Source organism: Niallia sp. FSL W8-0954, assembly GCF_038005605.1.
Classification (GTDB): Bacteria; Bacillota; Bacilli; order Bacillales; family Cytobacillaceae; genus Niallia; species Niallia circulans_A.
This window is the reverse complement of sequence record NZ_JBBOTN010000001.1, coordinates 2,947,683-2,971,217: the sequence shown is the minus strand read 5'-3', so window position 1 is coordinate 2,971,217 and position 23,535 is coordinate 2,947,683. Positions and strand designations below refer to the sequence as shown.

Genomic DNA, 23,535 nt, shown 5'->3' with positions numbered 1-23,535 from the left:
GAAGCTATTGGACTTAATCACACTTAAAACAAAAAATCGAGGTTTAAAAGGAGAAATTGCAGTCCCAGGTGACAAATCGATTTCTCACCGCTCGATTATGTTTGGATCGATAGCAAATGGGACAACAACGGTTACAAATTTTTTATTAGGCGATGACTGCTTAAGTACGATCGCTTGTTTCCGGAAGCTAGGTGTTCTAATAGAACAAAATGAAAAAGAAGTGGTAATACACGGAAAAGGAATGGAAGCATTACAAGAGCCAAAAGATATATTGGATGTTGGGAACTCGGGGACGACTATCCGCTTGCTAACAGGAATATTATCCGGTTTACCATTTCATAGTACGCTAATTGGTGATTCATCCATTGGGAAACGGCCAATGACAAGAGTTGTTGCTCCTCTAAGAGAAATGGGGGCGAAAATTGATGGCAGGGAAGACGGAAAATATACCCCTTTATCCGTTCGAGGCGGTAATTTACAGAGTATTACCTATCGATTACCAGTAGCAAGTGCTCAAGTTAAATCAGCGATTTTATTTGCAGGTCTGAATGCAGATGGAGTTACAAAAATAATAGAGCCTGTACCTACTAGAGATCATACCGAAAGAATGATTCAGCGATTTGGAGGCGAAATTAGCAGAAAAGACAAGGAGATCTTTGTAGAAGGTGCTCAAAAGCTTTCTGGAACCAACATTCATGTGCCAGGAGATATTTCTTCTGCAGCCTTCTTCCTTGTAGCTGGTTGCATCGTTCCTAACAGCAAAATTTCATTAAATAATGTCGGGCTTAATCCTACTAGGACTGGTATTTTAGAGGTTCTTCATAACATGGGAGCATGCATGGAGATTCATAAAAATGATACCGATGTATTTGAACCTACAGGAACGATTACTGTGTCTACAAGTGATTTAAAGGGAACAACGATTGAGGGAGAAATTATTCCGAAGTTAATTGATGAAATTCCGATTATTGCTTTATTAGCTACCCAGGCTGAAGGGGTAACGGTTATAAAGGATGCGCATGAGCTTAAGGTGAAGGAAACGAATAGAATTGATACAGTAGTAACCGAGTTAAAGAAATTAGGTGCGGATATACAAGCGACAGAGGATGGTATGATTATCCGGGGAGGGAAGAAGCTTATCGGAACGAAAGTGGATTCCCATGGAGATCACCGTATCGGAATGATGCTGGCGATTGCTGCGCAGATTTGTGAAGGCGAACTTACCCTTGAAAATGCTAAGGCAATTTCAGTATCTTATCCTTCGTTTTTCGAGCATCTCAATGAATTATCGAATAGAAAATAACAGAGCCCGTCGATGAACATAGTATGTTTATCGGCGATTTTTTTCTGGCAGTAAATAAGATTAAATTCTTGCTGGAGGAATATTTGCAAATCTTAAATCATAGCTTGTCTTAAAAAGACTAGGCGGTGATTTAAGATGCGATATATCATCGAAAATATACATTTATTAAAGAGGCAAAGAGTAAAAAAGACCTCCATTCTAATTGAGGATAACAGGGTGGAATTGATGAGAGATACCTTTAACTCCTATCAATATATGCGAATGGATGGTTCTCCTTATATGATGGCTCCCACCACAGTTATGCTTGATAATCATGTCACGAGAATTCTTTCCTATACTCAACAAAAACAATACATTGAAGAAAATTTAATTAAAAAAGGGTGTACAACCTTGCTGTTTTATTTAGAGGTTAACAGAGAAAGGGAATTGCCGTTACAAGTGAAAAAAATGAAGACTCCTATGTTAAACTGTGCGATTGATTTTGTTGCTGGCGTGAAAATTCCTTTAAAACTGCTATCACCAAGTTTTATACGAGGATGCAAAAGAGAAAAAATCCCTGTTATATTTATCGAGGTAGAAGATGTAAAAGCGTTATACCGAGTACCTTGGGGATGGATAAAAGAAGCCCTATTCCCCTATAACGCTCCATTGGTTCCCATTTTTTTAACAAAAGATCAACAAGAAAAGAAAATAGCACAAAATATGTGGTCAAGCTTAATGAGAGATGTTAAAATACCCTCTATTCCCCATGAGATAAAAGAAGGAATAGCGATAGCTTATCCGGATTTAGTGAAAATGGGGATATATCCATTTAAAGGTAATATATATCAAGGTGGAGAAGTAACATATAATTTATTTGCTATGGATGATGCAATCATAAATATTGAAGAAAATGATTTGTTTCATTATCATTATGATAGAATACAAATGACCATACACAAAGGTAAATGTATTCGAGCAGGGGATAAAGTGTTTTACCGCCCTGGCTTTGGTGAATTACTGGAAGTAAAAGTACCTTCCTTCCTGACAGTATAGAAGGGGATTAGAGAGGATTATTATATGGAAAGAGTTAATGAAATTATATCTTTATTAGAGGACGGTCAACAAGACAAAGCGTTAAAATATTATCAGGATGTATTAAAATCAGGGAATAATGAAGAAAGATTTGTGCTGGGGGAAGAATTATTTCAGTTAGGCTTTTTGGAGGAAGCAAAAGATTTATTCTTAGTTTTACTGGAAGGTTACCCAGAAGAAGGAGAATTACTTGTTCTTGTCGCGGAAGTAGAAATGGAATTAGGCAATGAAGAAGCCGCGATTTCTTATTTAGAACAATTAAACCCAAATGATCCTTCATTTCCTCAAGCATTGCTTTTGCTTGCTGATCTCTATCAAATGGATGGGTTATATGAGGTTAGCGAACAAAAACTAAAAGAAGCGCAAAAAATCTTACCAGATGAGGTAATTATCGATTTTGCGTTAGGTGAATTATATGCAGAACAAGGAAAAATTACCGAGGCGATTAAGTCCTACCAAAAGGTATTACCCAAAGAGGAACATATCGCTGGCGTAAATATAAATGGGAGAATTGCAGATAATCTAAGTGCTGGGGGTGCATTTGAGGATGCTATTCCTTATTATGAAAAAGCACTCGAGGAAAAAGTCGAGATCAATACGCTCTTTAATCTCGCTTTGACTGCATCGCAAGCAGGATTATATACAATTGCTATAAATCGGTTTGAAGAGGTAAAAGGATTGGATCCCTCTTATCATTCCTTATATCTTTATTTAGCTCGCAGCTATGAGCAGGAGGAAATGCTGAATGAAGCGTATAATACAGTTATCGAGGGAATAAAGCAAGATGAGTTTAATAAAGATTTATACTTATATGGTGGTAAATTAGCTTTAAAACGTGGTGACGAACAAAAAGCCGAGGAACATTTTAGAGAAGCGCTTGCAATAGATCCTGAATTTACAGAAGCAGTTCTTTTATTGAATAAATTATTTTTAACACAAGATCGATTTGATGATGTTCTTGAGCTAATTGAGATGATGGATAACCAAGAAATAGAAGAACCTCAATTACATTGGGATGCTGCTAAAGCATTTCATGGAATAGAAAAATATTCAGAGGCATTAAACAAATATCAATTAGCATATACTTTCTTTAAAGAACTTCCAGATTTTCTATATGATTATGGATATTTTCTTTTAGAAGAAGGAAAAAGAAAGGATGCTGCCGAAATTTTTAATATGCTTTTACAAACAGATCCAAGTAATGAAGAGTATATTGAAATATTACAACGCCTTATGGATAACGAATAAGGTTTTTGGATGAACAAGTTTTAATTGACGTTGTAAAAGGCTTATCGAGTGCAAAGAGAATTGTCATTTCCTTAGACGCAGGTAAAACAGGTTGGATAGTAAAAATTTGTTGCAAGCAGAGGAGGGAATTACAAAATGAAAACCCCTGTATCTGTCAACGAGAAAAAAGACTTCATTCGTTGGTTTTTGAATCACTATCAATTGAAGAGACGGGAATGTGTATGGATTTTAAATTATTTAATGAGTCATGATCAATTGATGGAAAAAGTCCATTTTGTTGAAAATGCAGAGAAATGTCCAAGAGGTTTAATTATGTCCACGCATTGTGTTGATGAAGTACCTTTTAGATTTTATAAAGAAAATGTGATGACTACAGATGCAGAAAAGTCTTTTCATGATATTCGCCTTAATCGTGATGAAGATATTTATATTCAGCTTAATTTTTATGCATCGAATCAAGTTCATCAATATGCAGCTGTGTTAGTAGAAAATCCATTTATGCCGAAAAAACTGCAAATTACCGAAAAAGATAAAATGATTGCAGAACAATTTTTAGTGAAGAGTATAGAAAAATTCCAAAAAGAAAAACTTCTCCAGTTAATTGATGAGGCGCTAGATAATGGTGATAAAGAGATGTTCATTACCTTAACAAATCAATTGAAGTTCTTTCAAAATAAATGAAAAAGCATGTAGTCCCGTAAAGCCGATAATAGACTTTGCGGGATTATTTTAATATCGATAGATTTTCCGATGCTTTATAAACTATGGTAAAATAGGAGGATAAAGATAGTAAAAGGAGAAAAAGTGTGAGAAGCATTTACATGATATTAAGTAATCGATCTTTTATTGGACTATTACTCGCTATTAACCTCTTCGGAACTGTGTATGGCTATTATTGGTATAGATATCAGTTAGCAGAAACACCTGCGAAATTTTTATTGTTTGTACCTGATAGTCCGACGGCAAGCCTTTTTTTTGTGTTAGTATTAATTGCGTTTTTATGGAGAAAAAACTGGCCACTAATTGAAGCGCTGGCATTAGTAACATTATTTAAATACGGTATATGGGCAGTAGTTATGAACTTCCTTGTTTATTTTGAAACAGGAACAATCGGCATTGATTCATGGATGCTCATAATTTCACATGGGGCTATGGCCATTCAAGGATTATTATATATTCCTTTTTATCGTTTTAAATGGGGGCATATTATTCTCGTAGCGATTTGGACATTACATAATGATGTGATAGATTATGTGTTTAAAATGATGCCTAAATATAGCGTATTAGATCAATATATGGCAAATATCGGCTACTTTACTTTCTGGCTCAGTGTTTTAAGTCTATTGATTGCCTATTATGCCTATAAAAAGAGCGAGGAATTACAATGGAGGATTCAATAGAATTGCATTTTTTTTAGTCTAACCTTGTCCAACTCATCATACATTTTTAATAGTAGATAGAGGAGGGACAAGAATGAAGGCTAAATTGGTTATGTTGTTAATGATATTGATTTTACTTTTGCCTATTTCTTTTTCTGTATATGCAGACCAAAAAACGCCTGCAAAGGAATTGGATGAACTAGATACGCTTTCAGATGAGGTATTACAGCTTGTACGATCAGAACGTTATGAGGATGCCAAAAAAATTCTTGATTATTTTTCAAACCAGTTTAGCTCAGTTAGTGTAAATGGAAGTCCGTTTACAGTAGATGAACGGAGGATTTTAACTGGTACACATGATGAAGCGGTAGAGGCAATCACTAATCAATCGATTAAAAATGACGAACGGATAAATTCGGTAACAAAATTTCGATTGGCGGTTGATGCTGTTTCATCAGGTGAACAACCTTTATGGACTCAGATGGAAGAACCTGTTATGTCAACCTATCGAGAGATGAAGGATGCTATCCTTTTAGATGATAAAGAAAAATTTGATGAAAAGTTAGATTCTTTTCTATCGTTATATCAAATTATTTATCCGAGTCTTAAGCTGGATGTTTCCGCTGCACAATTTCAAGAATTAAACTCCCTTGTAGAGTTTATGAATACGTATCGGTTACAAGTTTTTAATCAACAAGGAGATTTAGAGGAAGTAACCCAATTAGAAAGTGAATTGCAGGATGTTTTTAATCAACTCTATGAGGATGAGGCAGATCCCTCTTTATGGTGGGTAATTATTTCGACGGGAAGTATTATTATTCTTACTTTATCCTACGTTGGCTGGCGGAAATATCTCGGAGATAAAGCGGAAAAAAGAAAAACAAAACAAAAAAGGGATAATATTTGACTTTGGTGTTTTTCCTGCTTACAATAAAAATATACTACTAGAAATAATAGGGGGAAAAACATGATTTTTATATATTTTATTCTAATTATTCTCATCCCTATTTGGGCACAAATGAAGGTGAAGAGTGCATACAAAAAATATTCCAAAGTAGCTTCTTCCTCCCATATGTCCGGTAGAGAGGTAGCGAGAAGAATATTAGATTCTAATGGGCTTTATGATGTATCTGTCGAGGAAACAAGAGGGGTATTATCTGACCATTATGATCCCCGTTCTAAAGTTGTCCGTTTATCGACTGATAACTATCATGGTCATTCAGTAGCAGCAGCAGCTATTGCAGCACATGAAGTTGGTCACGCTATCCAAGATCAGCAAGAATACTCTTTTTTACGTTTTCGTTCTACATTAGTTCCAGTTGCTAACTTTGGAAGCAATGCATCATGGATCTTTATTTTAATTGGGATGTTTGCAAGACTTCCAGAGATGATGTTATTAGGAATCATCTTAATGGCTGCCGGCGTACTGTTCCAATTTGTTACACTTCCAGTGGAATTTAACGCATCGAACCGTGCGATGGATCAAGTTGTGTCATTAGGGATTATAAGAAACGATGAGGAAAGAGAAACGAAAAAAGTGTTGAATGCAGCAGCATTAACATATGTGGCAGCGGCAGCAGTTGCTGTTCTCGAACTAGTTCGTTTGCTGTTGATTTATACAGGAATGTTAAGAGATGAATAGAAATTAAAAATAAGCTGGGCTTTAATTTATTCAGTCGAAACTAAACCCAATCAATGATACGAAAGTCTTTTGTATCATTGATTGGGTTTTTTTCATCAAAAAAGAAGATTTGTGGTATTACACGGAACTTCTTATGGGAACGAAATATATTGATGAATCAACTTATTTGAATTTTGATTTTTTAGAAAATTATAGATTTTAAAAAATGCTAGGTGTATAATAAACAATGCCATTTACATAAAAGAAAACAAAAAGAAAGAAGGGTTTTTTTGCAAACTGCTGAATATGTACAAGGGAAAAAGCGGCAGGAGATGACCATTTATCGGATTTTATTTGCGATAAGTCTTGGACATTTTTTGAATGATTGTATGCAATCGGTTGTGCCTGCCTTATTTCCTGTTATCCAAAAGTCAATGGAATTAAATTATACCCAAATTGGTTGGATTGCCTTTGCTTTAAACATTACATCCTCTATTCTACAACCTGTGTTTGGTGTTTTGGCAGATAAAAGGCCAGCACCATATTTATTGCCGATTGCAATGTTCTCAAGCTTAATCGGAATGCTAGGCCTTTCTCTCGCTCCAAATTTTTACTTGGTCTTATTATCCGTTTTATTTATTGGATTTGGTTCCGCTATCTTCCATCCAGAAGGATCTCGTGTTTCTTATATGGCAGCTGGAGCGAAACGCGGGCTTGCCCAATCAATTTATCAAGTGGGCGGAAATGCAGGTCAATCATTAGCACCTGTATTTACTGCTTTTATTTTTGTACGAACAGGTCAATTCGGAACCATTTGGTTTACTCTTCTAGCTACAATTGGCATGATTGTATTATTTCAAGTATCAACTTGGTATAAGAGAGAATTGTATATTAGAAATCCACAAAAGAAACAACAAGGAAAGCGGGAATTTGTTGTTAATAAAGAAATTATTCTGGCAATATGTTTATTAATTTTCCTTGTATTTGCACGTTCTTGGTATGGAGCGGGAATTAGTAATTTCCTTCACTTTTATTTAATTGAGAAGTTTAGCTTAAGTATTGAAAATGCGCAAATATTTGTTTTTGTGTTTTTACTTGCTGGTGTAATTGGGACTTTTCTTGGAGGACCATTGGCAGACCGCTTTGGGAAAAGAACGATTCTTCTCTTTTCTTTAATCGGATCTGCACCGTTTGCTTTACTGCTCCCACATATGCCGTTTTGGCTAATAGGGCCTTTATTATTTATTATTGGCTTTATTTTGCAGTCTAGTTTCAGTGTGACCGTTGTTTATGCACAAGAACTGCTTCCAGGTATGATTGGCCTTGTGTCAGGCTTAATTGTAGGGTTAGCATTTGGAATAGGGGCACTAGGTGGAGTAATCTTTGGTGTTATTGGAGACACATTTAGTTTGCAAGCAATTATGATTATTTGTAGCCTGCTGCCGCTTTTAGGAATATTGACATATTTACTGCCGACGGATAAGCGAGTTAGTGAAATACATTCTACTTTAAAATAGATAATAGTTAGTATGACATCACTTATAGGCGCCGTAATAAGCTTCGTTCTTGAGCTAATTATAATTAAAATAGACCATACGTTCGTTTTGTGCTATGATTGCTCTAAAAGAAAACAGGAGGAGTTAGGATGGCACTAACAAATCTAAATGTAGAAGAGCGAATGAAACATTATAAAATAGCTGGTTTAAGCATAGCGGTAATACAAGATGCAAATCTTAATTGTATCAAACAGTATGGTGTGAAGGAAGCAGGTAAAACGGATATTGTTAATGAACAGACACGCTTCCATTCTGCTTCTATAAGTAAATTTGTGACAGCTATGTTGGTTTTAAAGCTAGTAGAAACTGGACTGCTTGATTTAGATGAAGATGTTAATGTTAAACTTAGCTCTTGGCGTTTAACAGCAAATAAATGGATAAAAGGCAAAAAAGTAACTTTAAGAGATCTTTTGAGTCATCAATCAGGGATTATTGACCCAGAAGGTAGTTTTAGGGAATGGAAAGAAAACGAGGAAGTTCCTCCTATGATAGACATATTAGAAGGAACTTCCGTATTCAATCGGCAGAAAATACAGATCAGTTGTGAACCAATGAGTGCATTTCATTACTCGGACGCTGGCTTTTGCATTATTCAACAACTGATTGAAGATACTTTGCAGAAATCTTTTCACATAGTATTAAAAGAATTTCTCCTTCAGCCTTTACATATGAATCAGAGCTGTATTGATATAAGAGGTGTTGAAAATATTTCTTCTGGTCATGATAATAAAGGACAAATTATCTACGGAAACTACCCCTTTTATCCTTATCCAGCAGCCTGTGATATTTGGACTACTCCTGCTGATTTAGCGATTTTAGTATTGGAATTAATGAATGCTTTGGAAGGTAGAAGTCAATTAGGATTATCGAGGCAAAATGCTAAGGAGATAATCAGTCCGCAAGGGAACATAAATTGGATCGGACTGAGCGTGTTTTTAGATAGCTCTAATAAAGAAGTGGAAATTTCTGCATTAGGATGGGGGATTGGATTTCAGAGCATGCTTGTAGCTTACCCATTATTAAAAAAAGGGGCGATAATTATGACAAATACTGATTTAGGTGTACATCAAATGAAAGGGATAATAGGAGAGATCTATCATTCTATTTTTGGCAATGATTATTAAGTCAATAGTAAGAGCAAAAAAATTGTATTCATCGTTGCAAGTAATTTAATATTAATTGCAAAGTGAATACAATTTTTTAGTTTATTTATCGAGAGGTTGTTTATATTCATCTAAAGTGAAACCTTCGCCCATTACATCATGAACGATACTAACCGATACAAACGCATGGGGATCTATACTTGTAATGATGCTTTTTAAACGAACAATTTCTGTTTTTGCGACAACACAATAAAGTACTTCCCGATCTTGTTTAGTAAAGGAACCATGTCCTTTTAAGACAGTAACACCACGATCCATTTCACTCATTATCTTATTGGCGATTTTTTCATTGTCGTCAGAAATGATCATTGCTCCTCTAGCTGCATATGCCCCTTCTTGAATAAAGTCGATTACTCTTGCCCCGACAAAAACAGCAACCAATGTATACATCGCTTCTCTATATGATAGATACGTGATTAACGAAAGCGTAATGACACAAAAGTCAAAGAAGAACATGGTTTTTCCCATACTCCATCCGAAATACTTAAACCCTAATCTAGCTATAATATCTACTCCGCCAGTTGTCCCTCCATAGCGGAAAATAATACCTAAGCCGACACCAATAAATGTTCCTGCGAATAAAGCAGCTAGAGTCAAATCTTCAGTGAGGGGAATATGTAACTCGATCTCTGGAAGCTGGAAAAACCAGAGGAAAATAGAGACTGCAACCGTTCCAATAATCGTGTAAATAAAGACGTTTTTCCCTAATAACTTCCACCCGATGAAAAACAAAGGGATATTAAGTAGTAAATTTGTGATGGAAGGATCCAAATTCCATTCAGCATATAATAAAAGCGTAATACCGGTAAAACCACCTTCTGCTAAATTGTTCTGCATATTGAAATGAACAATACCGAAGGAAAATATCGCAGATCCTAAAAGGATGAACAAGATATTTTTAACTTTAATACTTTTAAACATCGACTCGCCTTCTTTCTTAGTACAAAATGCACTATTATTAGCGTATCCATTATATCGAATCACATGCAGATGGGCAATCTAGCAGATAAGCAAGCAATTAGTTAATGTTAGGAAAAGAAGAGCATGCATTTTTAGACACTTATATTAATATCGTCAAAAATGTTTGTAAAAATGGTTTAGATTAGCTAACATGGAATTGGATAAGATTACTTATTGACTTGAGGTGCTTATATTGAATCAGGATAAAACGGTAAAAGATATACAAAGAGAAGTAGATGAATACATCGGACAATTTAAAGAAGGGTATTTCAGTCCGCTGGCCATGCTTGCCCGACTGACAGAAGAGTTAGGAGAGCTGGCTAGAGAAGTAAACCATTACTATGGGGAGAAACCAAAAAAAGAAACGGAAACAGAGAAAGAAATTACGGATGAAATTGGGGATATGTTGTTTGTGTTAACTTGTTTAGCCAATTCACTTAATATCGATTTAGAAGAAGCACATAATCGTGTTATGCATAAATTTAACACACGGGATAAAGATCGTTGGACAAGGAAAGATCAATAAAGACAAAATACATATTAAGGAGTTAGGACATTGAATAAAGTAAAAATCGTAATCGCAGGACCTAGAGGCAGAATGGGAACAGAAGCAGTTTATTTAATGGGAAGAACAGAGAATTTTGAACTTGTTGCAGTTTTAGATCATAAGAATGAGGGGAAAAGCTTAAAAGAGATAGAAGGCTTTGCTTCTTATGATGTACCAATATATACGGATATAGAAAAATGTCTACAAACAGAAAAACCGGATGTGCTTATTGATTTAACAACGCCTGAGTTCGGCATGCATCATGCTAAAACAGCTTTAAGCTATGGTGTTAGACCAGTAGTAGGAACAACCGGGTTTACGAAAGAAAACTTAGCCGAATTAGAAAAATTATGTGAAGAAATGGATCGCGGCTGTATCATTGCGCCAAATTTTGCTTTGGGTGCTGTGTTAATGATGAAATTCTCTAAAATGGCTGCACGCTATTTTGCCGATGTGGAAATTATGGAAATGCATCATGATCAAAAACTGGATGCACCATCTGGAACTGCTGTGAAAACAGCTGAGCTTATTGCAGAAGTAAGAGAAAGCAAAAAACAAGGACACCCAGACGAAAAAGAGACCATACCAGGCGCAAGAGGCGCAGATTTCGATGGAATGAGAATACACTCTACACGTCTACCAGGCTTAATTGCCCATCAACAGGTTATGTTCGGATCAGATGGAGAATCATTAACCATTAGACATGATTCTTATAATCGGGCTTCCTTTATGTCAGGTGTTAAATTTGCAGTAGAAGAGGTATTAAAGCTAAATGTATTGATATACGGTTTAGAAAATATTATGGAGTAGGAGTGGAATTAGGATGAACATTGCTTTAATTGCTCATGATAAAAAGAAAAATGACATGGTTGCTTTTGTTGTTGCTTATAAAAATATATTTGCAAAGCATACTTTATACGCAACTGGAACAACAGGTGGTAGAATTCAAGAAGCAACAGGATTAGATGTACATCGTTTTCATTCAGGACCACTCGGCGGTGATCAAGAAATAGGCTCGTATATTGCTAATAATGATATGGATATGGTTTTTTTCTTTAGAGATCCTCTAACTGCACAGCCTCATGAACCTGATGTTACAGCATTAATCCGTTTATGTGATGTTTATTCTGTTCCGCTGGCAACAAATATGGGAACTGGAGAAGTATTAATTCGAGGACTCGAGCAAGGTGACATAGATTGGAGAAAGATAGTTCATGGAAAGACAGAACCAGTGGCAAAAAAATTCACAGAAAAACTCAATGAAAACTGATGAAGTTGATATACTCGCTTTTGGTGCTCATGCCGATGACGTAGAAATCGGCATGGGTGCAACCATCGCAAAATATGCTGCACAGGGGAAAAAGATTATTATCTGTGATTTAACAGAAAGTAATCTTTCTTCAAATGGCACAGTAAAAAGACGTAAACAAGAAGCGGAAAAAGCAGGAGAAGTGCTGGGAATTGCTGAAAGAATGACATTGCAGATTCCTGATCGAGGTTTATATCTAGAAGAAAAAGCTATAAAAAAAGTAGTGGAAGTGATTCGTACATACAAACCAAAGATTGTGTTTTCTCCTTATTGGGAAGATAGACATCCGGATCATGGCAATTGCACCAAAATTGTGAATGAAGCAGTCTTTTCAGCAGGGATAAAAAACTATCAGGTTGGAAATACATCAGCCCATAAAGTACAGAATCAATACTATTACATGATAAACGGTTTTCATAAACCTGATTTTGTTATTGATATTAGTGATTATATGGAGCAAAAGCAAGCTAGTCTTAATTGTTATCAAAGTCAATTTGTTAAAGGTGAAAACAGTGTGGAAACTCCGTTAACAAATGGCTATATTGACACAATAGAAGCAAGAGAAAAACTTTTTGGCAAAGAAGTTGGTGTGATTTACGCAGAAGGATTTATTAAATCTAAGCCAATATTATTAAATCAAGATTTATTAGGTGGAGACAAATGAAAAAATTAAAAATCGGCATTACCTGTTATCCGACAGTTGGCGGATCAGGGGTTATTGCAACAGAATTAGGAAAGATGCTGGCTGAGAGAGGACATGAAATTCACTTTATTTCTTCCAGTATTCCTTTTCGTTTAAATAAAATGTATCCGAATATTTATTACCATCAAGTGGAAGTAAATCAATATGCTGTTTTTCAATACCCGCCATATGATTTAGCATTAAGCAGCAAAATGGCGGAAGTCATTAATCGAGAAGAGTTAGACTTGTTGCATGTTCACTATGCAATCCCACACGCTGTTTGTGCTATATTAGCAAAACAGATGAGCAACAGGGATGTCAAAATAGTTACAACACTTCATGGCACCGATATAACAGTACTAGGATATGATCCATCACTTGCAGCGGGAATACGTTTTGGAATTGAAAAATCAGATCTCGTAACAGCAGTTTCTAATTCATTAATCGCCCAAACTTATGAAGTAATTGAGCCAAACAAAGAAATACTCCCTGTTTATAATTTTATTGATGAGCGAATTTATCGGAAAGTCGATGCAAGTCATTTGAAAAAAGAACTGGCGATTTCCGATACAGAAAAAGTTGTTATTCATGTCTCTAATTTTAGAGGAGTAAAAAGAGTTACAGATGTTGTACAAGCATTCCATCAAATCGCAAATCAGATTCCCGCAAAACTATTGCTTGTTGGTGATGGACCTGAAATGTCGAAGGTGACCAAATTAGTGGATGAGCTTCAATTAAGACAAAAGGTATTATTTCTTGGCAAACAAGAGAATTTGGAGGAGCTCTATTCTTTAAGTGATCTCATGCTGCTTCTTTCGGAAAAAGAAAGCTTCGGTTTGGTGGCATTAGAAGCTATGGCATGCGGGGTTCCCGTCATAGGAACAAATGTCGGCGGTATTCCTGAGGTAATTGTTCCAAATGAGACAGGGTATATTTGTGAACTTGGGGATATAGAAGATATTGCTAAACATTCGATAAAGCTGTTAACGGATGAAAAGAAGCATGCCCAATTTTCGCAGCATTCTATTTCGAGAGTACGAGATTATTTCCGGGCCGATATCATCGTTGACCAATATATAGAGATTTATAAATCTATTTTAGAAACTGGTGAAATGAATGATAAATCCGTTTGAAGAAGCTCTCCCGATTATTAATAAAATCGAGAAAGCAGGTTATGAAGCATATTTTGTAGGAGGAGCAGTTCGAGACCATTTATTAAATAAGCAAATTCATGATATCGATATTGCTACTTCCGCAACACCGGAAGAAATTAAATCGATCTTTCCTCACACTATTGATGTAGGGATTGCCCATGGGACTGTGATGGTAATATGGGATCAACATACATATGAAATAACAACATTTCGAACAGAATCCGCATATAGAGATTACCGCAGACCAGAGCAAGTACATTTTGTACGGGAGTTAAAAGAAGATCTTAAACGCCGTGATTTCACTATTAATGCAATGGCGATGGATAAAAACGGTCGTGTCATCGATTATTTTAATGGAAAAGAATCCTTAGAAAAAAAAGAAATTAAAACAGTTGGCAATCCGAACGAACGTTTTCAAGAAGACGCGTTAAGAATAATGAGAGGAATTCGGTTTGTGAGTACTTTAGGCTTCCACTTAGAGAAAGACACGCTAAATGGCATTAGAAACAATCAACAGCTTCTTTCAAAAATAGCGGTAGAGAGAATAACAGCTGAATTTGAAAAACTTTTACAAGGTTCATGGTGTTTAGAAGCTTTAAAAATTATGGTAGAAACTAAAATATATCAATTCTTACCGATGCTATCATCAGAAGAAAAAGGGGTTTCTATGTTCGCGAAATTACCACTGACCAAGCTTGGATTGCTAGAAAAATGGGCTGTTTTAATTTTATGTCTTGGAATGAAGGAAAAGCAGCAAATAGAATTGTTTTTACGTGCGTGGAAATTATCAGTCAAGCAAATAAAGACTATTCAAAAGATAATATATTGGATGCTGCAAAGAGAGCAGATGACTAATTGGTCTAATCAGGCGCTGTATTTTGCAACATTATCTGTTGCGGTTAGTGCGGAAAAAATGTATCAATTGTTAAAAAATTGCGAGGTAAACATAGATATTGTTCATTTAGAAGAAAAGTATGAGAAGTTGCCGATTAAATCAATGGAAGAACTAAAAATCGGCGGAAACGATCTATTAAGTTGGACAGAAAAAAGACCCGGTCCATGGATAAAAGATGTTCTCTCCTTAGTGGAAAGGAATGTCGTGGAAGAAAAACTTTCTAATGACAAGCAATTAATAAAGGAGTGGCTGAAACGATGTCATCAGATATAAGAAAAGGTTTAATTGAAGCCTTTACTAATAATCCTGATCAATACTTATCTGGTGAATCACTAGCAGAACTTTTAGGGTGTTCGCGAACAGCCATTTGGAAACATATTGAGTCATTGCGAAAAGATGGCTTTATATTAGAAGCTGTCCGAAAAAAGGGCTATCGAATTATCAGTTCACCAGAAAAAATTGTACCAGATAAAATATTCTTTGGTTTAAATACGATGTACATGGGTAGAAATATCCATTTTGAAGATTCGGTTGATTCTACTCAAACTATCGCTCAGAAACTTGCGCTAGAAGGAGCAGAAGAGGGAACCTTAGTGATAGCAGAAGAGCAATTAGGTGGCAGAGGACGGTTAGAAAGAAAATGGCAATCACCTAAATATAAGGGAATATGGATGAGTCTTATTTTAAAACCGAACATACCGATAATGAGAGCGCCGCAGCTGACATTGCTGACAGCTGTTGCAGTCGTCCAAGGAATTCAAGAAGTAACTGGGGTACAAGCAGATATTAAATGGCCAAATGATCTTTTATTGCATGGGAAAAAACTAACAGGCATCTTAACAGAAATGCAAGCAGATAGTGATAGAGTTCATTCGTTGATCATCGGAATAGGAATTAATGTGAATCAGCAGCTTGAAGACTTTGAGAAAGATCTCCAATCAAGTGCCACTTCTATTTATCTGGAAACACAAAAGAGCTGGGATCGGGCAGAACTTATCCAAGGAATCATGTTGCAGCTAGAAAAATTATATCAGCTTTATTTAGAGAAAGGTTTTTATCCAATCAAGCTTCTGTGGGAAAGCTATTCGGTGAGCCTAGGACAAAAAGTGACAGCTAATACGCTGAATGGAAGCATAGCGGGACTTGCAAAGGGTATTACAGAAGATGGTGTTTTGCTACTTGAAGATGAGCAAGGGGCTATGCATTCGATTTACTCTGCGGATATTTTGTTGGAAACGTAATTTGCCCATAGTCAGGATAGAGAAATATTTGTTATAATGCTTTTGTCGGGCAGTATCTTAATGAACTGCACCAGTATGTTTGAATGTGCATAAACCATAATTTAATCTGCCTAGATCCACAATTGGACAAGGACAGAGGGATGAAAATAGACATATAAAACAATCCTTCTATGCTTTGTAGAAGGTTTTTTTTTCGTGTAAAGCCATTCCCTCTTCCTATTTAAAAGGAGGAAAACTTAGTGAAAGCAACAACTGATTTTATCAAAATGAAGCAGAAGTGTGAAAAGATTACGATGATCACCGCCTATGATTACCCTTCTGCTAAATTAGTTGAACAAGCAGGAACAGATTTAATATTGGTAGGGGATTCCTTGGGAATGGTTGTACTTGGATATGATTCAACTGTACCAGTAACAATGGATGACATGATTCATCATGGAAAAGCGGTTAAACGCGGTGCTGAAAATACGTTTATCGTCATTGATATGCCGTTTATGAGCTATCATTTATCTCGTCGCGATACTTTATTAAATGCGGCACGCTTGATCCAAGAAACAGGCGCAAATGCAGTGAAAATAGAAGGTGCAGACGATGTAATTGAACAAATCAACTGTTTAACAAATGCTGGTATTCCAGTGATGGCGCACTTAGGTTTAACCCCTCAGTCAGTAGGTGTATTAGGTGGCTATAAAGTACAAGGAAAAAGTTCGGATGAAGCGAAACGGCTTATGGATAGTGCATTAAAATGCCAAGCTGCAGGAGCTTTTGCGATAGTATTGGAGTGTGTGCCGATGCAAGTTGCTAAAGAGGTGAGTAAGAGATTGGATATTCCTACAATCGGTATCGGAGCTGGAAGTGAAACAGATGGGCAAGTTCTTGTTTATCACGATTTGATCACATATGGTGTGGATCGAGTTGCAAAATTTGTAAAACAATATGCAAATGTCAATGAAGCTATTTCTCTTGCAATCGATCAATATATTTCTGAAGTGAAAATGGGGGCTTTTCCAGAAATGAAGCATAGCTTTCAGATGAAAGCGGAAGAAATAAAAAGCTTATATGGAGGAAACACCCAATGAATATCGTCACAAATCCAAAACAATTACAGGATATAACTACTTCGTTACAAAAAAATAAAGTAACCATTGGCTTTGTGCCGACAATGGGGTATCTACATGAAGGTCATCGAGCACTGATTAAAGCTGCAAGAGAACAAAATGAAATTGTGATTATGAGTGTATTTGTTAATCCACTGCAATTTGGACCAAATGAAGATCTTGCTTCCTATCCAAAAGATTTTGAACATGATAAACAAGTGGCAATGGAAGAAGGAGTAGATTATTTATTTCATCCCTCGGTGGAAGAAATGTATCCAGGGCAAATGTCTGTGACTGTAAAAGTGGAAAGACGTACGAACTGTTTATGTGGTAAGTCAAGACCTGGTCATTTTGATGGAGTCGCAACTGTATTAACGAAATTATTTCATTTAGTTCAGCCGACGAATGTTTATTTTGGTAAAAAGGATGCACAGCAAGTCGCAGTGGTAGATGGATTAATAGAAGATTTTCATTTTCCTATTAATCTAGTTGCAGTGAATACGGTCAGAGAAGAAGATGGCTTAGCAAAGAGTTCTAGAAATGTTCGCCTTACGCCAATAGAAAGACGAGAGGCAGGCATTTTATATAAATCTCTTAGTATAGCTAGAAGTGAGTTAATAAAAGGAACGGCAGATATAGAAGCATTAAAAAAATCTATTATCACTTTCGTTGAAAAAGAGTCAAGCGGCAAGGTTGACTACTTTGAGATATTATCCTATCCCCAATTAGAGACATTAAAGGAGCTAAATGGGAAGATGGTTATAGCGATTGCTGTCCACTTTAGTAAAGCAAGGTTAATAGATAATATAATCTTTGAATTAGACCATGCATCTAGGTAAACATTGACAAAAATGGAGGGTTATCCTTATGTTTCGGATAATGATGAACGGAAAAATCCATCGAGCTACTGTAACAGAAGCAAACTTAAATTATGTTGGCAGTATTACAATTGATGAGGATATTTTAGATGCGGTTGGAATGGTAGCGAATGAAAAAGTTCAAATTGTAAATAACAATAATGGCGCAAGATTAGAAACATATATTATTCCTGGAGAAAGAGGAACTGGGACGATTTGTTTAAACGGCGCAGCCGCAAGATTAGTTCAAGTAGGAGATATTGTTATTATTATATCTTATTGTTATGTTTCAAATGAAGAGCTCACCCAGCACCAGCCTAAAGTAGCGATTATGGATGAAAATAATCGCATTACAACTATTCTTCAGCAAGAACCAGAGAAAACAGTATTATAACAACTGAAAATTCTTAAAAGCCAAAATAATTATATAAATATTTCTTAACATGTATGTATATTGTTCAGGTTTCTATTTGGTTGGAATATTTGTGTTCCAACCTTTTTTCGTTTATTTTTCTCTAAAGTGTAAAATAAACGAAAAAAGCACAATAAAAGAATCATTACATAAAGTAGGAACATCTTTCCCTTTTTTCATTTTTATGATACCGTTTGATTGACTGAAAGTTTGAGGTGGACGTAATGAGTAACAAATTTGTAGTAGTTGATTTGGAGACAAACGGTAATTCTCCGAGAAAAGGGGATCGAATCATACAGTTTGCAGCGGTAGTTATAGAGAATGGGAACATTGTAGAGGAGTACTCTTCCTTACTTAATCCTCTTCAGCCAATAACACCGTTTATTGAAGAATTAACTGGGATCACAGATGAAATGGTGGAATCAGCGCCAATTTTCGAAGAAATAGCAGACAAAATTGTTCATTTATTAGAAGATGCTTATTTTGTTGCACATAATGTTTTATTTGATTTATCTTTTTTAAATGAGGAGTTAGAGCAGGCAGGGTGTAGACAATTTTATGGCCCTATCCTTGATACAGTTGAACTGGCAAGGATTTTATACCCTACAGCAGATAGTTATAAATTAACAGACCTTGCCGCACAGGAAGGAATTGTCCATACTAGACCGCATCAGGCAGATAGTGATGCTTATGTGACAGCAGAATTATTGCTTTTATTACTAGCAAAACTGAACGAACTGCCTCAAGTTACGACAAAGCAATTAGAATTTTTAAGCTCATCGCTAAAAAGCGATTTAGATATTTATTTACAATCATTGCTGCAAGAGAAACAATCAAAAGTTGAGTATATTCCTGAAAGCTGGGAGGTATATCGTGGATTAACGCTAAAAAAATTACCTAGTAATTTGATTAGTAACCAAAGTAAAGATTATACCGATTCTTTTGATGTTCATACTGTAGAAAAACGGATGAAAGATACTCTATCTTTTTATCAAAAAAGAGAAGGGCAGATCGAAATGATGAATGCCGTTCATCAAGCACTAACAAGTAATCAGCATGGACTTATTGAAGCGGGTACCGGTGTTGGAAAGTCTCTTGGTTATTTAGTGCCAGCTGCTTATTTTTCGATAGAGAACAAAGAGCAAGTTATTATTAGTACATTTACCACTCAGTTACAGGAACAACTATTTCATAAAGACTTGCCTTTGCTTAAAAGAATTCTTCCGTTTCCAATTACTTATACGCTTTTAAAAGGCAGAAATCACTATATTAGTTTAGATAAATTTGAAGTATCCTTAAAGGAGCAAGAGGATAACTATGATATTATTTTAACAAAAATGCAGATTTTAATATGGTTAACCGAAACGGAAACGGGTGATAAAGATGAATTAAATTTAACAAGCGGTGGAATAAATTATTGGGAAAAAATTAAAAATGATGGGAATTTTTCATTACCAATTTCAAAAGAATGGGCCCAGAAGGATTTTTATCGGAGAACCCGGAATGCTGCGCAAAAGGCTAATATGATTATTACGAATCATGCTTTGCTTGTAAAAGATTTAACAACCGATCAACATTTGCTACCATCTTATCATTATGCCATTATCGATGAGGGCCACCATTTTGAAAAAACAGCTACTAAGCATTTTGGTTTCCGCTTTTCATATGTAGCCGTACGATTAAGTATCAATGCGATTGGGACGACAGATCAAAAGCAGCTAATGTATCATTTAGAACATATGCTAGGTGATTTATCTCTAACGGATAAAATAGAATTCAATCAATTTATTTTATCGCTACATGAAGAATTAGATGAACTGTTTCGTGCTGTTCTACGTTATGTGAAAAAAACAAATCAATCAAGTAAAGAAGGAAAAGGTAGCTATCGTATAAAGAAAACAGATACAGGAGATTGGAATGCAGTCAAAAGTGTTGCAGAGAGAATGGTTTTTCTCTGGAAGGATGGAAGAAACGCGCTTAGAGAAAAAGTGCTTCGATTAAAAGAGCAAAATAGGAAATTTAGCTCTTCGCAAATGCTTGTAGTTGAACGAATTGAATCGACATTAAATGATTGGCAAATATATATTAATCATTTGCGAGAAATGTTTTTGCGCGAAGGAGACAATATAGCCTGGTTGGAAACAGATAAGAAAAATTTTCTTAATAATGCTGTTTTGTATACACAGCCATCTTCTGTTGCAGAACCTTTACAGAATCGTTTTTTTAATCAGAAACAAAGCATTGTTTTTACCTCCGCAACTATAACTGTAAATAATTCATTTGATTATTATGTGAAAGTTTTAGGGCTAGGGAAAAACCAATTAGAAGTTCAAATAGATTCACCATTTAACTATGAGAAACAAGTACAACTGCTTATCCCAACAGATGTACCCGAAGTAAATACAGTCTCATTAAATGAGTATGTATCTACTATTGGCAAACAAATCATTAACATCGCGCAAGCTACGAAAGGGAGAATGCTTATTCTTTTCACAGCAAATGAGATGCTGAAAAAGACATATGATTATATGAAAGAAAGTGGCTGTCTAGAAGAATATGCTATTTTGGCCCAAGGAATTACCAATGGAAGTCGAATGAGATTAACACGTAATTTTCAACGATACGATAAGGCGATATTATTGGGAACGAATAGTTTTTGGGAAGGAATTGATATTCCAGGAGAAGACTTGACCTGCTTAATTATTGTTAGACTTCCGTTTTCTTCACCGGAAGATCCATTAACAGAAGCGAAAAATGAACGTATTAAGAATGAGGGCGGAAATCCCTTTTTAGAAAATAGTCTTCCAGAAGCAGTTTTGCGATTTAAACAAGGATTCGGAAGATTAATTCGTACAGAAGAAGATAAAGGATTTATTATTGTATTTGATCGCCGAATTGTTTCCACTTCTTATGGAGAAACCTTTTTAAAATCTATTCCTGCTGTGCCAATTAAGCAGCTAAATAATACCGAAATGGTCAAATTTATTGAAAAGTGGCTGAAGTAGAAGTAGATAACTATTTTGTTCTCTAATCAATGCAGCTTGCATGCACATCATCTTCTAGAAAAATAGAAGAGGAAGTGGATGCTGGCTGGTCATTTCTAGCAAAAAACTACCGATTATTATTATTATTATTTCTTTCTGTTTATAAATCCTGTTATAATAACCTATGTATAAAATAATGTATTAAAGAGTGATGTAAAATGAAGAAATGGATTTGGATAATTGTTGTTGTTGTTCTTATTGGACTAGCTGTAAGTATTAATACATATGTTCAAGCGATGAAGCCTGTTAAATCTGCAAGAGAAGTTGCAGAAAATATTGCTAAGAAAGAAGCCGATTTGAAAGAGGTCGACAGCTTTCAATTATATAATGGCAAGGAAGCCTATTATATTTTAGAAGGTAAAAACGATGATAATAAGGATATTATTGTTTGGATTAATGAAAAATCCCATAAAGTTACCGAAAAATTGAAAAAAGATGGGCTGACCAAACAAGAAGCGCTTAATATATTATTATCGAAGCAGACACCAGAAAAAGTCAATCATGTGTGTTTGGGAATGTATGATGGTATACCTGTATGGGAGATCTATTCTCATACAGATAAAGATTCCATAAACTATCATTGGATTGATTTTGAAACAGGAGAAATTCTTTTAACAATTGAAAATTATTAACCAATAGGAGTGGTAAATAACAATGAAAATTCAATTAGCACAAAGAGTGAATGCATTAACTCCATCAACAACTTTGGCCATTACTGCAAAAGCAGCTAGTTTAAAAGCAGATGGTCATGATGTGATCGGTTTAGGCGCTGGAGAGCCTGATTTTAACACTCCTCAAAATATTATTGACGCTGCGGTTAGAAGCATGAATGAAGGACATACTAAATACACTCCTGCATCAGGCTTACAAGTACTAAAAAAGGAAATTGCGGCAAAGTTAAAGCGAGACCAAAAACTAGATTATGAAACAAATCAGATTATCGTCACAAATGGAGCAAAACATGGATTATACACTTTGTTCCAAGTAATTTTGGACAAAGGGGACGAAGTTATTATTCCTACTCCTTATTGGGTTAGTTATCCAGAACAAGTGAAACTGGCAGAAGGAGAGCCTGTTTTTATTGAAGGTTACGAATCGAATGAATTTAAGATTACCCCAGAACAATTAAAAGAGGCTATAACTTCAAAAACGAAAGCAATCATTATCAATTCGCCAAGTAATCCAACTGGAATGATCTATACAGAAGAAGAGTTAAAAGCAATTGGGGAGATTTGTTTAGAACATAAAATTTTAATTATCTCTGATGAAATTTATGAAAAATTAGTTTATGGAGATAGCAAGCATGTATCAATTGCTTCTCTATCCCCTGAACTGAAGGAAGCCACTATTATTATCAATGGGGTTTCCAAATCTCACTCTATGACAGGCTGGAGAATTGGCTATGCAGCGGGTTCTAAAGAAATTATTACAGCGATGACAAATCTAGCAAGCCACAGTACTTCTAACCCGACGACACCATCTCAGTATGCAACGATAGAAGCTTATGCAGGCCCGCAAGAATCAGTCGAAGAAATGCGTCAAGCATTTAATAAGCGCTTAGATATTATTCATGAAAAATTAAATAATATTCCTGGATTTTCATGTTTAAAACCAAAAGGGGCATTTTATCTTTTCCCTAATGTGCAAAAGGCAGTAGAATTAACTGGATTTAAGTCTGTAGATGAGTTTTCAACAGCTTTATTAGAAGAGGCATTAGTAGCAGTTGTTCCAGGTTCAGGATTTGGAGCAGATAGTTACATCCGACTATCATATGCAACGTCACTTGAAAAATTAGAAGCTGCCGTAACGCGAATGGAGCAATTTGTCGAAAAAAAGATGGTCGTTAACCAGTAAAGTTTTATTAGTAGAGTATGCCCACAAAGATACTATATCTTTTAGGGCATTTTCTCTTTTTCTATTATTTATTTTGGAAGAGAAATTGATCGGAGTAGGATTGAATAAAAGAAAAGTCTTTGTACACGCCAATATTATA

Annotated in this window: 24 protein-coding genes; 23 read left to right on the top strand and 1 reads right to left on the bottom strand. The window is 35.5% G+C overall.

Features of this window, described 5'->3' with window-relative positions; translation table 11 throughout:
- Window positions 1-7 precede the first annotated feature (7 nt).
- From aroA to NX902_RS14625, 9 genes are all read left to right on the top strand, one after another.
- Window positions 8-1,303: a 3-phosphoshikimate 1-carboxyvinyltransferase gene (aroA, locus tag NX902_RS14665; protein ID WP_095331854.1), complete on the top strand. Its 1,296-nt coding sequence runs from the start codon at window positions 8-10 to the stop codon at window positions 1,301-1,303.
- Window positions 1,304-1,438: 135 nt separating this feature from the next.
- Window positions 1,439-2,338, top strand: coding sequence for a hypothetical protein (locus NX902_RS14660; RefSeq protein ID WP_123259279.1), 900 nt, complete (start codon window positions 1,439-1,441; stop codon window positions 2,336-2,338).
- A 24-nt stretch (window positions 2,339-2,362) separates the two neighbouring features.
- Window positions 2,363-3,625 (top strand): tetratricopeptide repeat protein, encoded by a 1,263-nt coding sequence (locus tag NX902_RS14655; protein WP_341160803.1) that lies wholly within the window; start codon window positions 2,363-2,365, stop codon window positions 3,623-3,625.
- A 135-nt stretch (window positions 3,626-3,760) separates the two neighbouring features.
- A complete protein-coding gene (locus NX902_RS14650; protein WP_047940375.1) occupies window positions 3,761-4,306 on the top strand; it encodes a ReoY family proteolytic degradation factor in 546 nt (181 codons plus the stop codon).
- A 125-nt stretch (window positions 4,307-4,431) separates the two neighbouring features.
- Complete coding sequence (locus NX902_RS14645) at window positions 4,432-5,025, top strand: DUF1405 domain-containing protein (RefSeq protein WP_163186179.1); 594 nt, start codon at window positions 4,432-4,434, stop codon at window positions 5,023-5,025.
- Between the two features lie 73 nt (window positions 5,026-5,098).
- Window positions 5,099-5,911, top strand: coding sequence for a sporulation protein YpjB (gene ypjB / locus NX902_RS14640; protein WP_095331862.1), 813 nt, complete (start codon window positions 5,099-5,101; stop codon window positions 5,909-5,911).
- Window positions 5,912-5,971: 60 nt separating this feature from the next.
- The gene (locus tag NX902_RS14635) at window positions 5,972-6,646 is read left to right on the top strand and encodes a zinc metallopeptidase (protein ID WP_047940378.1); all 675 of its coding nucleotides are present in this window, start codon (window positions 5,972-5,974) and stop codon (window positions 6,644-6,646) included.
- A 311-nt stretch (window positions 6,647-6,957) separates the two neighbouring features.
- A complete protein-coding gene (locus NX902_RS14630) occupies window positions 6,958-8,142 on the top strand; it encodes an MFS transporter (protein WP_341161079.1) in 1,185 nt (394 codons plus the stop codon).
- 128 nt (window positions 8,143-8,270) lie between these two features.
- The gene (locus tag NX902_RS14625; protein WP_095331866.1) at window positions 8,271-9,305 is read left to right on the top strand and encodes a serine hydrolase domain-containing protein; all 1,035 of its coding nucleotides are present in this window, start codon (window positions 8,271-8,273) and stop codon (window positions 9,303-9,305) included.
- An 81-nt stretch (window positions 9,306-9,386) separates the two neighbouring features.
- Here the strand turns inward: NX902_RS14625 and NX902_RS14620 are convergent, their stop codons facing one another.
- On the bottom strand, window positions 9,387-10,265 hold the full coding sequence (locus NX902_RS14620; RefSeq protein WP_095331868.1) for a YitT family protein: 879 nt from the start codon (window positions 10,263-10,265) through the stop codon (window positions 9,387-9,389).
- Between the two features lie 232 nt (window positions 10,266-10,497).
- Here NX902_RS14620 and NX902_RS14615 point away from each other — a divergent pair, with 232 nt between their 5' ends.
- From NX902_RS14615 to NX902_RS14550, 14 genes are all read left to right on the top strand, one after another.
- Complete coding sequence (locus NX902_RS14615) at window positions 10,498-10,830, top strand: nucleotide pyrophosphohydrolase (RefSeq protein WP_095331870.1); 333 nt, start codon at window positions 10,498-10,500, stop codon at window positions 10,828-10,830.
- 30 nt (window positions 10,831-10,860) lie between these two features.
- Window positions 10,861-11,661, top strand: coding sequence for a 4-hydroxy-tetrahydrodipicolinate reductase (dapB, locus tag NX902_RS14610; protein WP_123257843.1), 801 nt, complete (start codon window positions 10,861-10,863; stop codon window positions 11,659-11,661).
- A 13-nt stretch (window positions 11,662-11,674) separates the two neighbouring features.
- Complete coding sequence (gene mgsA, locus NX902_RS14605) at window positions 11,675-12,121, top strand: methylglyoxal synthase (RefSeq protein WP_095331874.1); 447 nt, start codon at window positions 11,675-11,677, stop codon at window positions 12,119-12,121.
- On the top strand, window positions 12,111-12,824 hold the full coding sequence (bshB1, locus tag NX902_RS14600; protein ID WP_095331950.1) for a bacillithiol biosynthesis deacetylase BshB1: 714 nt from the start codon (window positions 12,111-12,113) through the stop codon (window positions 12,822-12,824). The genes mgsA and bshB1 overlap by 11 nt, the downstream gene beginning before the upstream one ends.
- Complete coding sequence (bshA, locus tag NX902_RS14595; RefSeq protein ID WP_095331876.1) at window positions 12,821-13,975, top strand: N-acetyl-alpha-D-glucosaminyl L-malate synthase BshA; 1,155 nt, start codon at window positions 12,821-12,823, stop codon at window positions 13,973-13,975. The genes bshB1 and bshA overlap by 4 nt, the downstream gene beginning before the upstream one ends.
- Complete coding sequence (locus tag NX902_RS14590) at window positions 13,959-15,164, top strand: CCA tRNA nucleotidyltransferase (protein WP_123259284.1); 1,206 nt, start codon at window positions 13,959-13,961, stop codon at window positions 15,162-15,164. Before bshA ends, NX902_RS14590 begins: the two co-directional genes overlap by 17 nt.
- Complete coding sequence (locus NX902_RS14585) at window positions 15,149-16,132, top strand: biotin--[acetyl-CoA-carboxylase] ligase (protein WP_095331880.1); 984 nt, start codon at window positions 15,149-15,151, stop codon at window positions 16,130-16,132. Before NX902_RS14590 ends, NX902_RS14585 begins: the two co-directional genes overlap by 16 nt.
- A gap of 239 nt (window positions 16,133-16,371) precedes the next feature.
- Window positions 16,372-17,211 carry a 3-methyl-2-oxobutanoate hydroxymethyltransferase gene (panB, locus tag NX902_RS14580; RefSeq protein ID WP_341122959.1) on the top strand — a complete coding sequence of 280 codons (840 nt, stop codon included), beginning with the start codon at window positions 16,372-16,374 and terminating at the stop codon, window positions 17,209-17,211.
- Window positions 17,208-18,068, top strand: coding sequence for a pantoate--beta-alanine ligase (gene panC, locus NX902_RS14575; RefSeq protein WP_341122958.1), 861 nt, complete (start codon window positions 17,208-17,210; stop codon window positions 18,066-18,068). The genes panB and panC overlap by 4 nt, the downstream gene beginning before the upstream one ends.
- Window positions 18,069-18,096: 28 nt before the next feature.
- On the top strand, window positions 18,097-18,480 hold the full coding sequence (gene panD / locus NX902_RS14570) for an aspartate 1-decarboxylase (protein WP_123257841.1): 384 nt from the start codon (window positions 18,097-18,099) through the stop codon (window positions 18,478-18,480).
- Window positions 18,481-18,722: 242 nt separating this feature from the next.
- Entirely contained in the window at window positions 18,723-21,503 is a 2,781-nt protein-coding gene (dinG, locus tag NX902_RS14565) for an ATP-dependent DNA helicase DinG (protein WP_341122957.1), read from the top strand.
- A 29-nt stretch (window positions 21,504-21,532) separates the two neighbouring features.
- Complete coding sequence (locus NX902_RS14560) at window positions 21,533-21,679, top strand: hypothetical protein (RefSeq protein WP_204259856.1); 147 nt, start codon at window positions 21,533-21,535, stop codon at window positions 21,677-21,679.
- A 21-nt stretch (window positions 21,680-21,700) separates the two neighbouring features.
- Window positions 21,701-22,174, top strand: a complete 474-nt coding sequence (locus tag NX902_RS14555; RefSeq protein ID WP_095331890.1) for a cell wall elongation regulator TseB-like domain-containing protein — start codon at window positions 21,701-21,703, stop codon at window positions 22,172-22,174.
- Between the two features lie 22 nt (window positions 22,175-22,196).
- Window positions 22,197-23,396: a pyridoxal phosphate-dependent aminotransferase gene (locus tag NX902_RS14550; RefSeq protein WP_095331892.1), complete on the top strand. Its 1,200-nt coding sequence runs from the start codon at window positions 22,197-22,199 to the stop codon at window positions 23,394-23,396.
- The last annotated feature ends 139 nt before the right edge of the window (window positions 23,397-23,535 follow it).

Excerpts from the sequence above, each read along its gene's own strand:
- bshB1 (WP_095331950.1), top strand. The coding sequence starts at position 12,111 with ATGAAAACTGATGAAGTTGATATACTCGCTTTTGGTGCTCATGCCGAT.
- NX902_RS14555 (WP_095331890.1), top strand. The coding sequence starts at position 21,701 with ATGAAGAAATGGATTTGGATAATTGTTGTTGTTGTTCTTATTGGACTA.
- NX902_RS14585 (WP_095331880.1), top strand. The coding sequence starts at position 15,149 with ATGTCATCAGATATAAGAAAAGGTTTAATTGAAGCCTTTACTAATAAT.
- NX902_RS14660 (WP_123259279.1), top strand. The coding sequence starts at position 1,439 with ATGCGATATATCATCGAAAATATACATTTATTAAAGAGGCAAAGAGTA.
- ypjB (WP_095331862.1), top strand. The coding sequence starts at position 5,099 with ATGAAGGCTAAATTGGTTATGTTGTTAATGATATTGATTTTACTTTTG.
- NX902_RS14620 (WP_095331868.1), bottom strand. The coding sequence starts at position 10,265 with ATGTTTAAAAGTATTAAAGTTAAAAATATCTTGTTCATCCTTTTAGGA.
- NX902_RS14590 (WP_123259284.1), top strand. The coding sequence starts at position 13,959 with ATGATAAATCCGTTTGAAGAAGCTCTCCCGATTATTAATAAAATCGAG.
- mgsA (WP_095331874.1), top strand. The coding sequence starts at position 11,675 with ATGAACATTGCTTTAATTGCTCATGATAAAAAGAAAAATGACATGGTT.
- NX902_RS14550 (WP_095331892.1), top strand. The coding sequence starts at position 22,197 with ATGAAAATTCAATTAGCACAAAGAGTGAATGCATTAACTCCATCAACA.
- NX902_RS14635 (WP_047940378.1), top strand. The coding sequence starts at position 5,972 with ATGATTTTTATATATTTTATTCTAATTATTCTCATCCCTATTTGGGCA.
- bshA (WP_095331876.1), top strand. The coding sequence starts at position 12,821 with ATGAAAAAATTAAAAATCGGCATTACCTGTTATCCGACAGTTGGCGGA.
- NX902_RS14650 (WP_047940375.1), top strand. The coding sequence starts at position 3,761 with ATGAAAACCCCTGTATCTGTCAACGAGAAAAAAGACTTCATTCGTTGG.
- NX902_RS14655 (WP_341160803.1), top strand. The coding sequence starts at position 2,363 with ATGGAAAGAGTTAATGAAATTATATCTTTATTAGAGGACGGTCAACAA.
- NX902_RS14630 (WP_341161079.1), top strand. The coding sequence starts at position 6,958 with ATGACCATTTATCGGATTTTATTTGCGATAAGTCTTGGACATTTTTTG.
- panC (WP_341122958.1), top strand. The coding sequence starts at position 17,208 with ATGAATATCGTCACAAATCCAAAACAATTACAGGATATAACTACTTCG.
- panD (WP_123257841.1), top strand. The coding sequence starts at position 18,097 with ATGTTTCGGATAATGATGAACGGAAAAATCCATCGAGCTACTGTAACA.
- NX902_RS14625 (WP_095331866.1), top strand. The coding sequence starts at position 8,271 with ATGGCACTAACAAATCTAAATGTAGAAGAGCGAATGAAACATTATAAA.
- NX902_RS14560 (WP_204259856.1), top strand. The coding sequence starts at position 21,533 with ATGCAGCTTGCATGCACATCATCTTCTAGAAAAATAGAAGAGGAAGTG.
- dinG (WP_341122957.1), top strand. The coding sequence starts at position 18,723 with ATGAGTAACAAATTTGTAGTAGTTGATTTGGAGACAAACGGTAATTCT.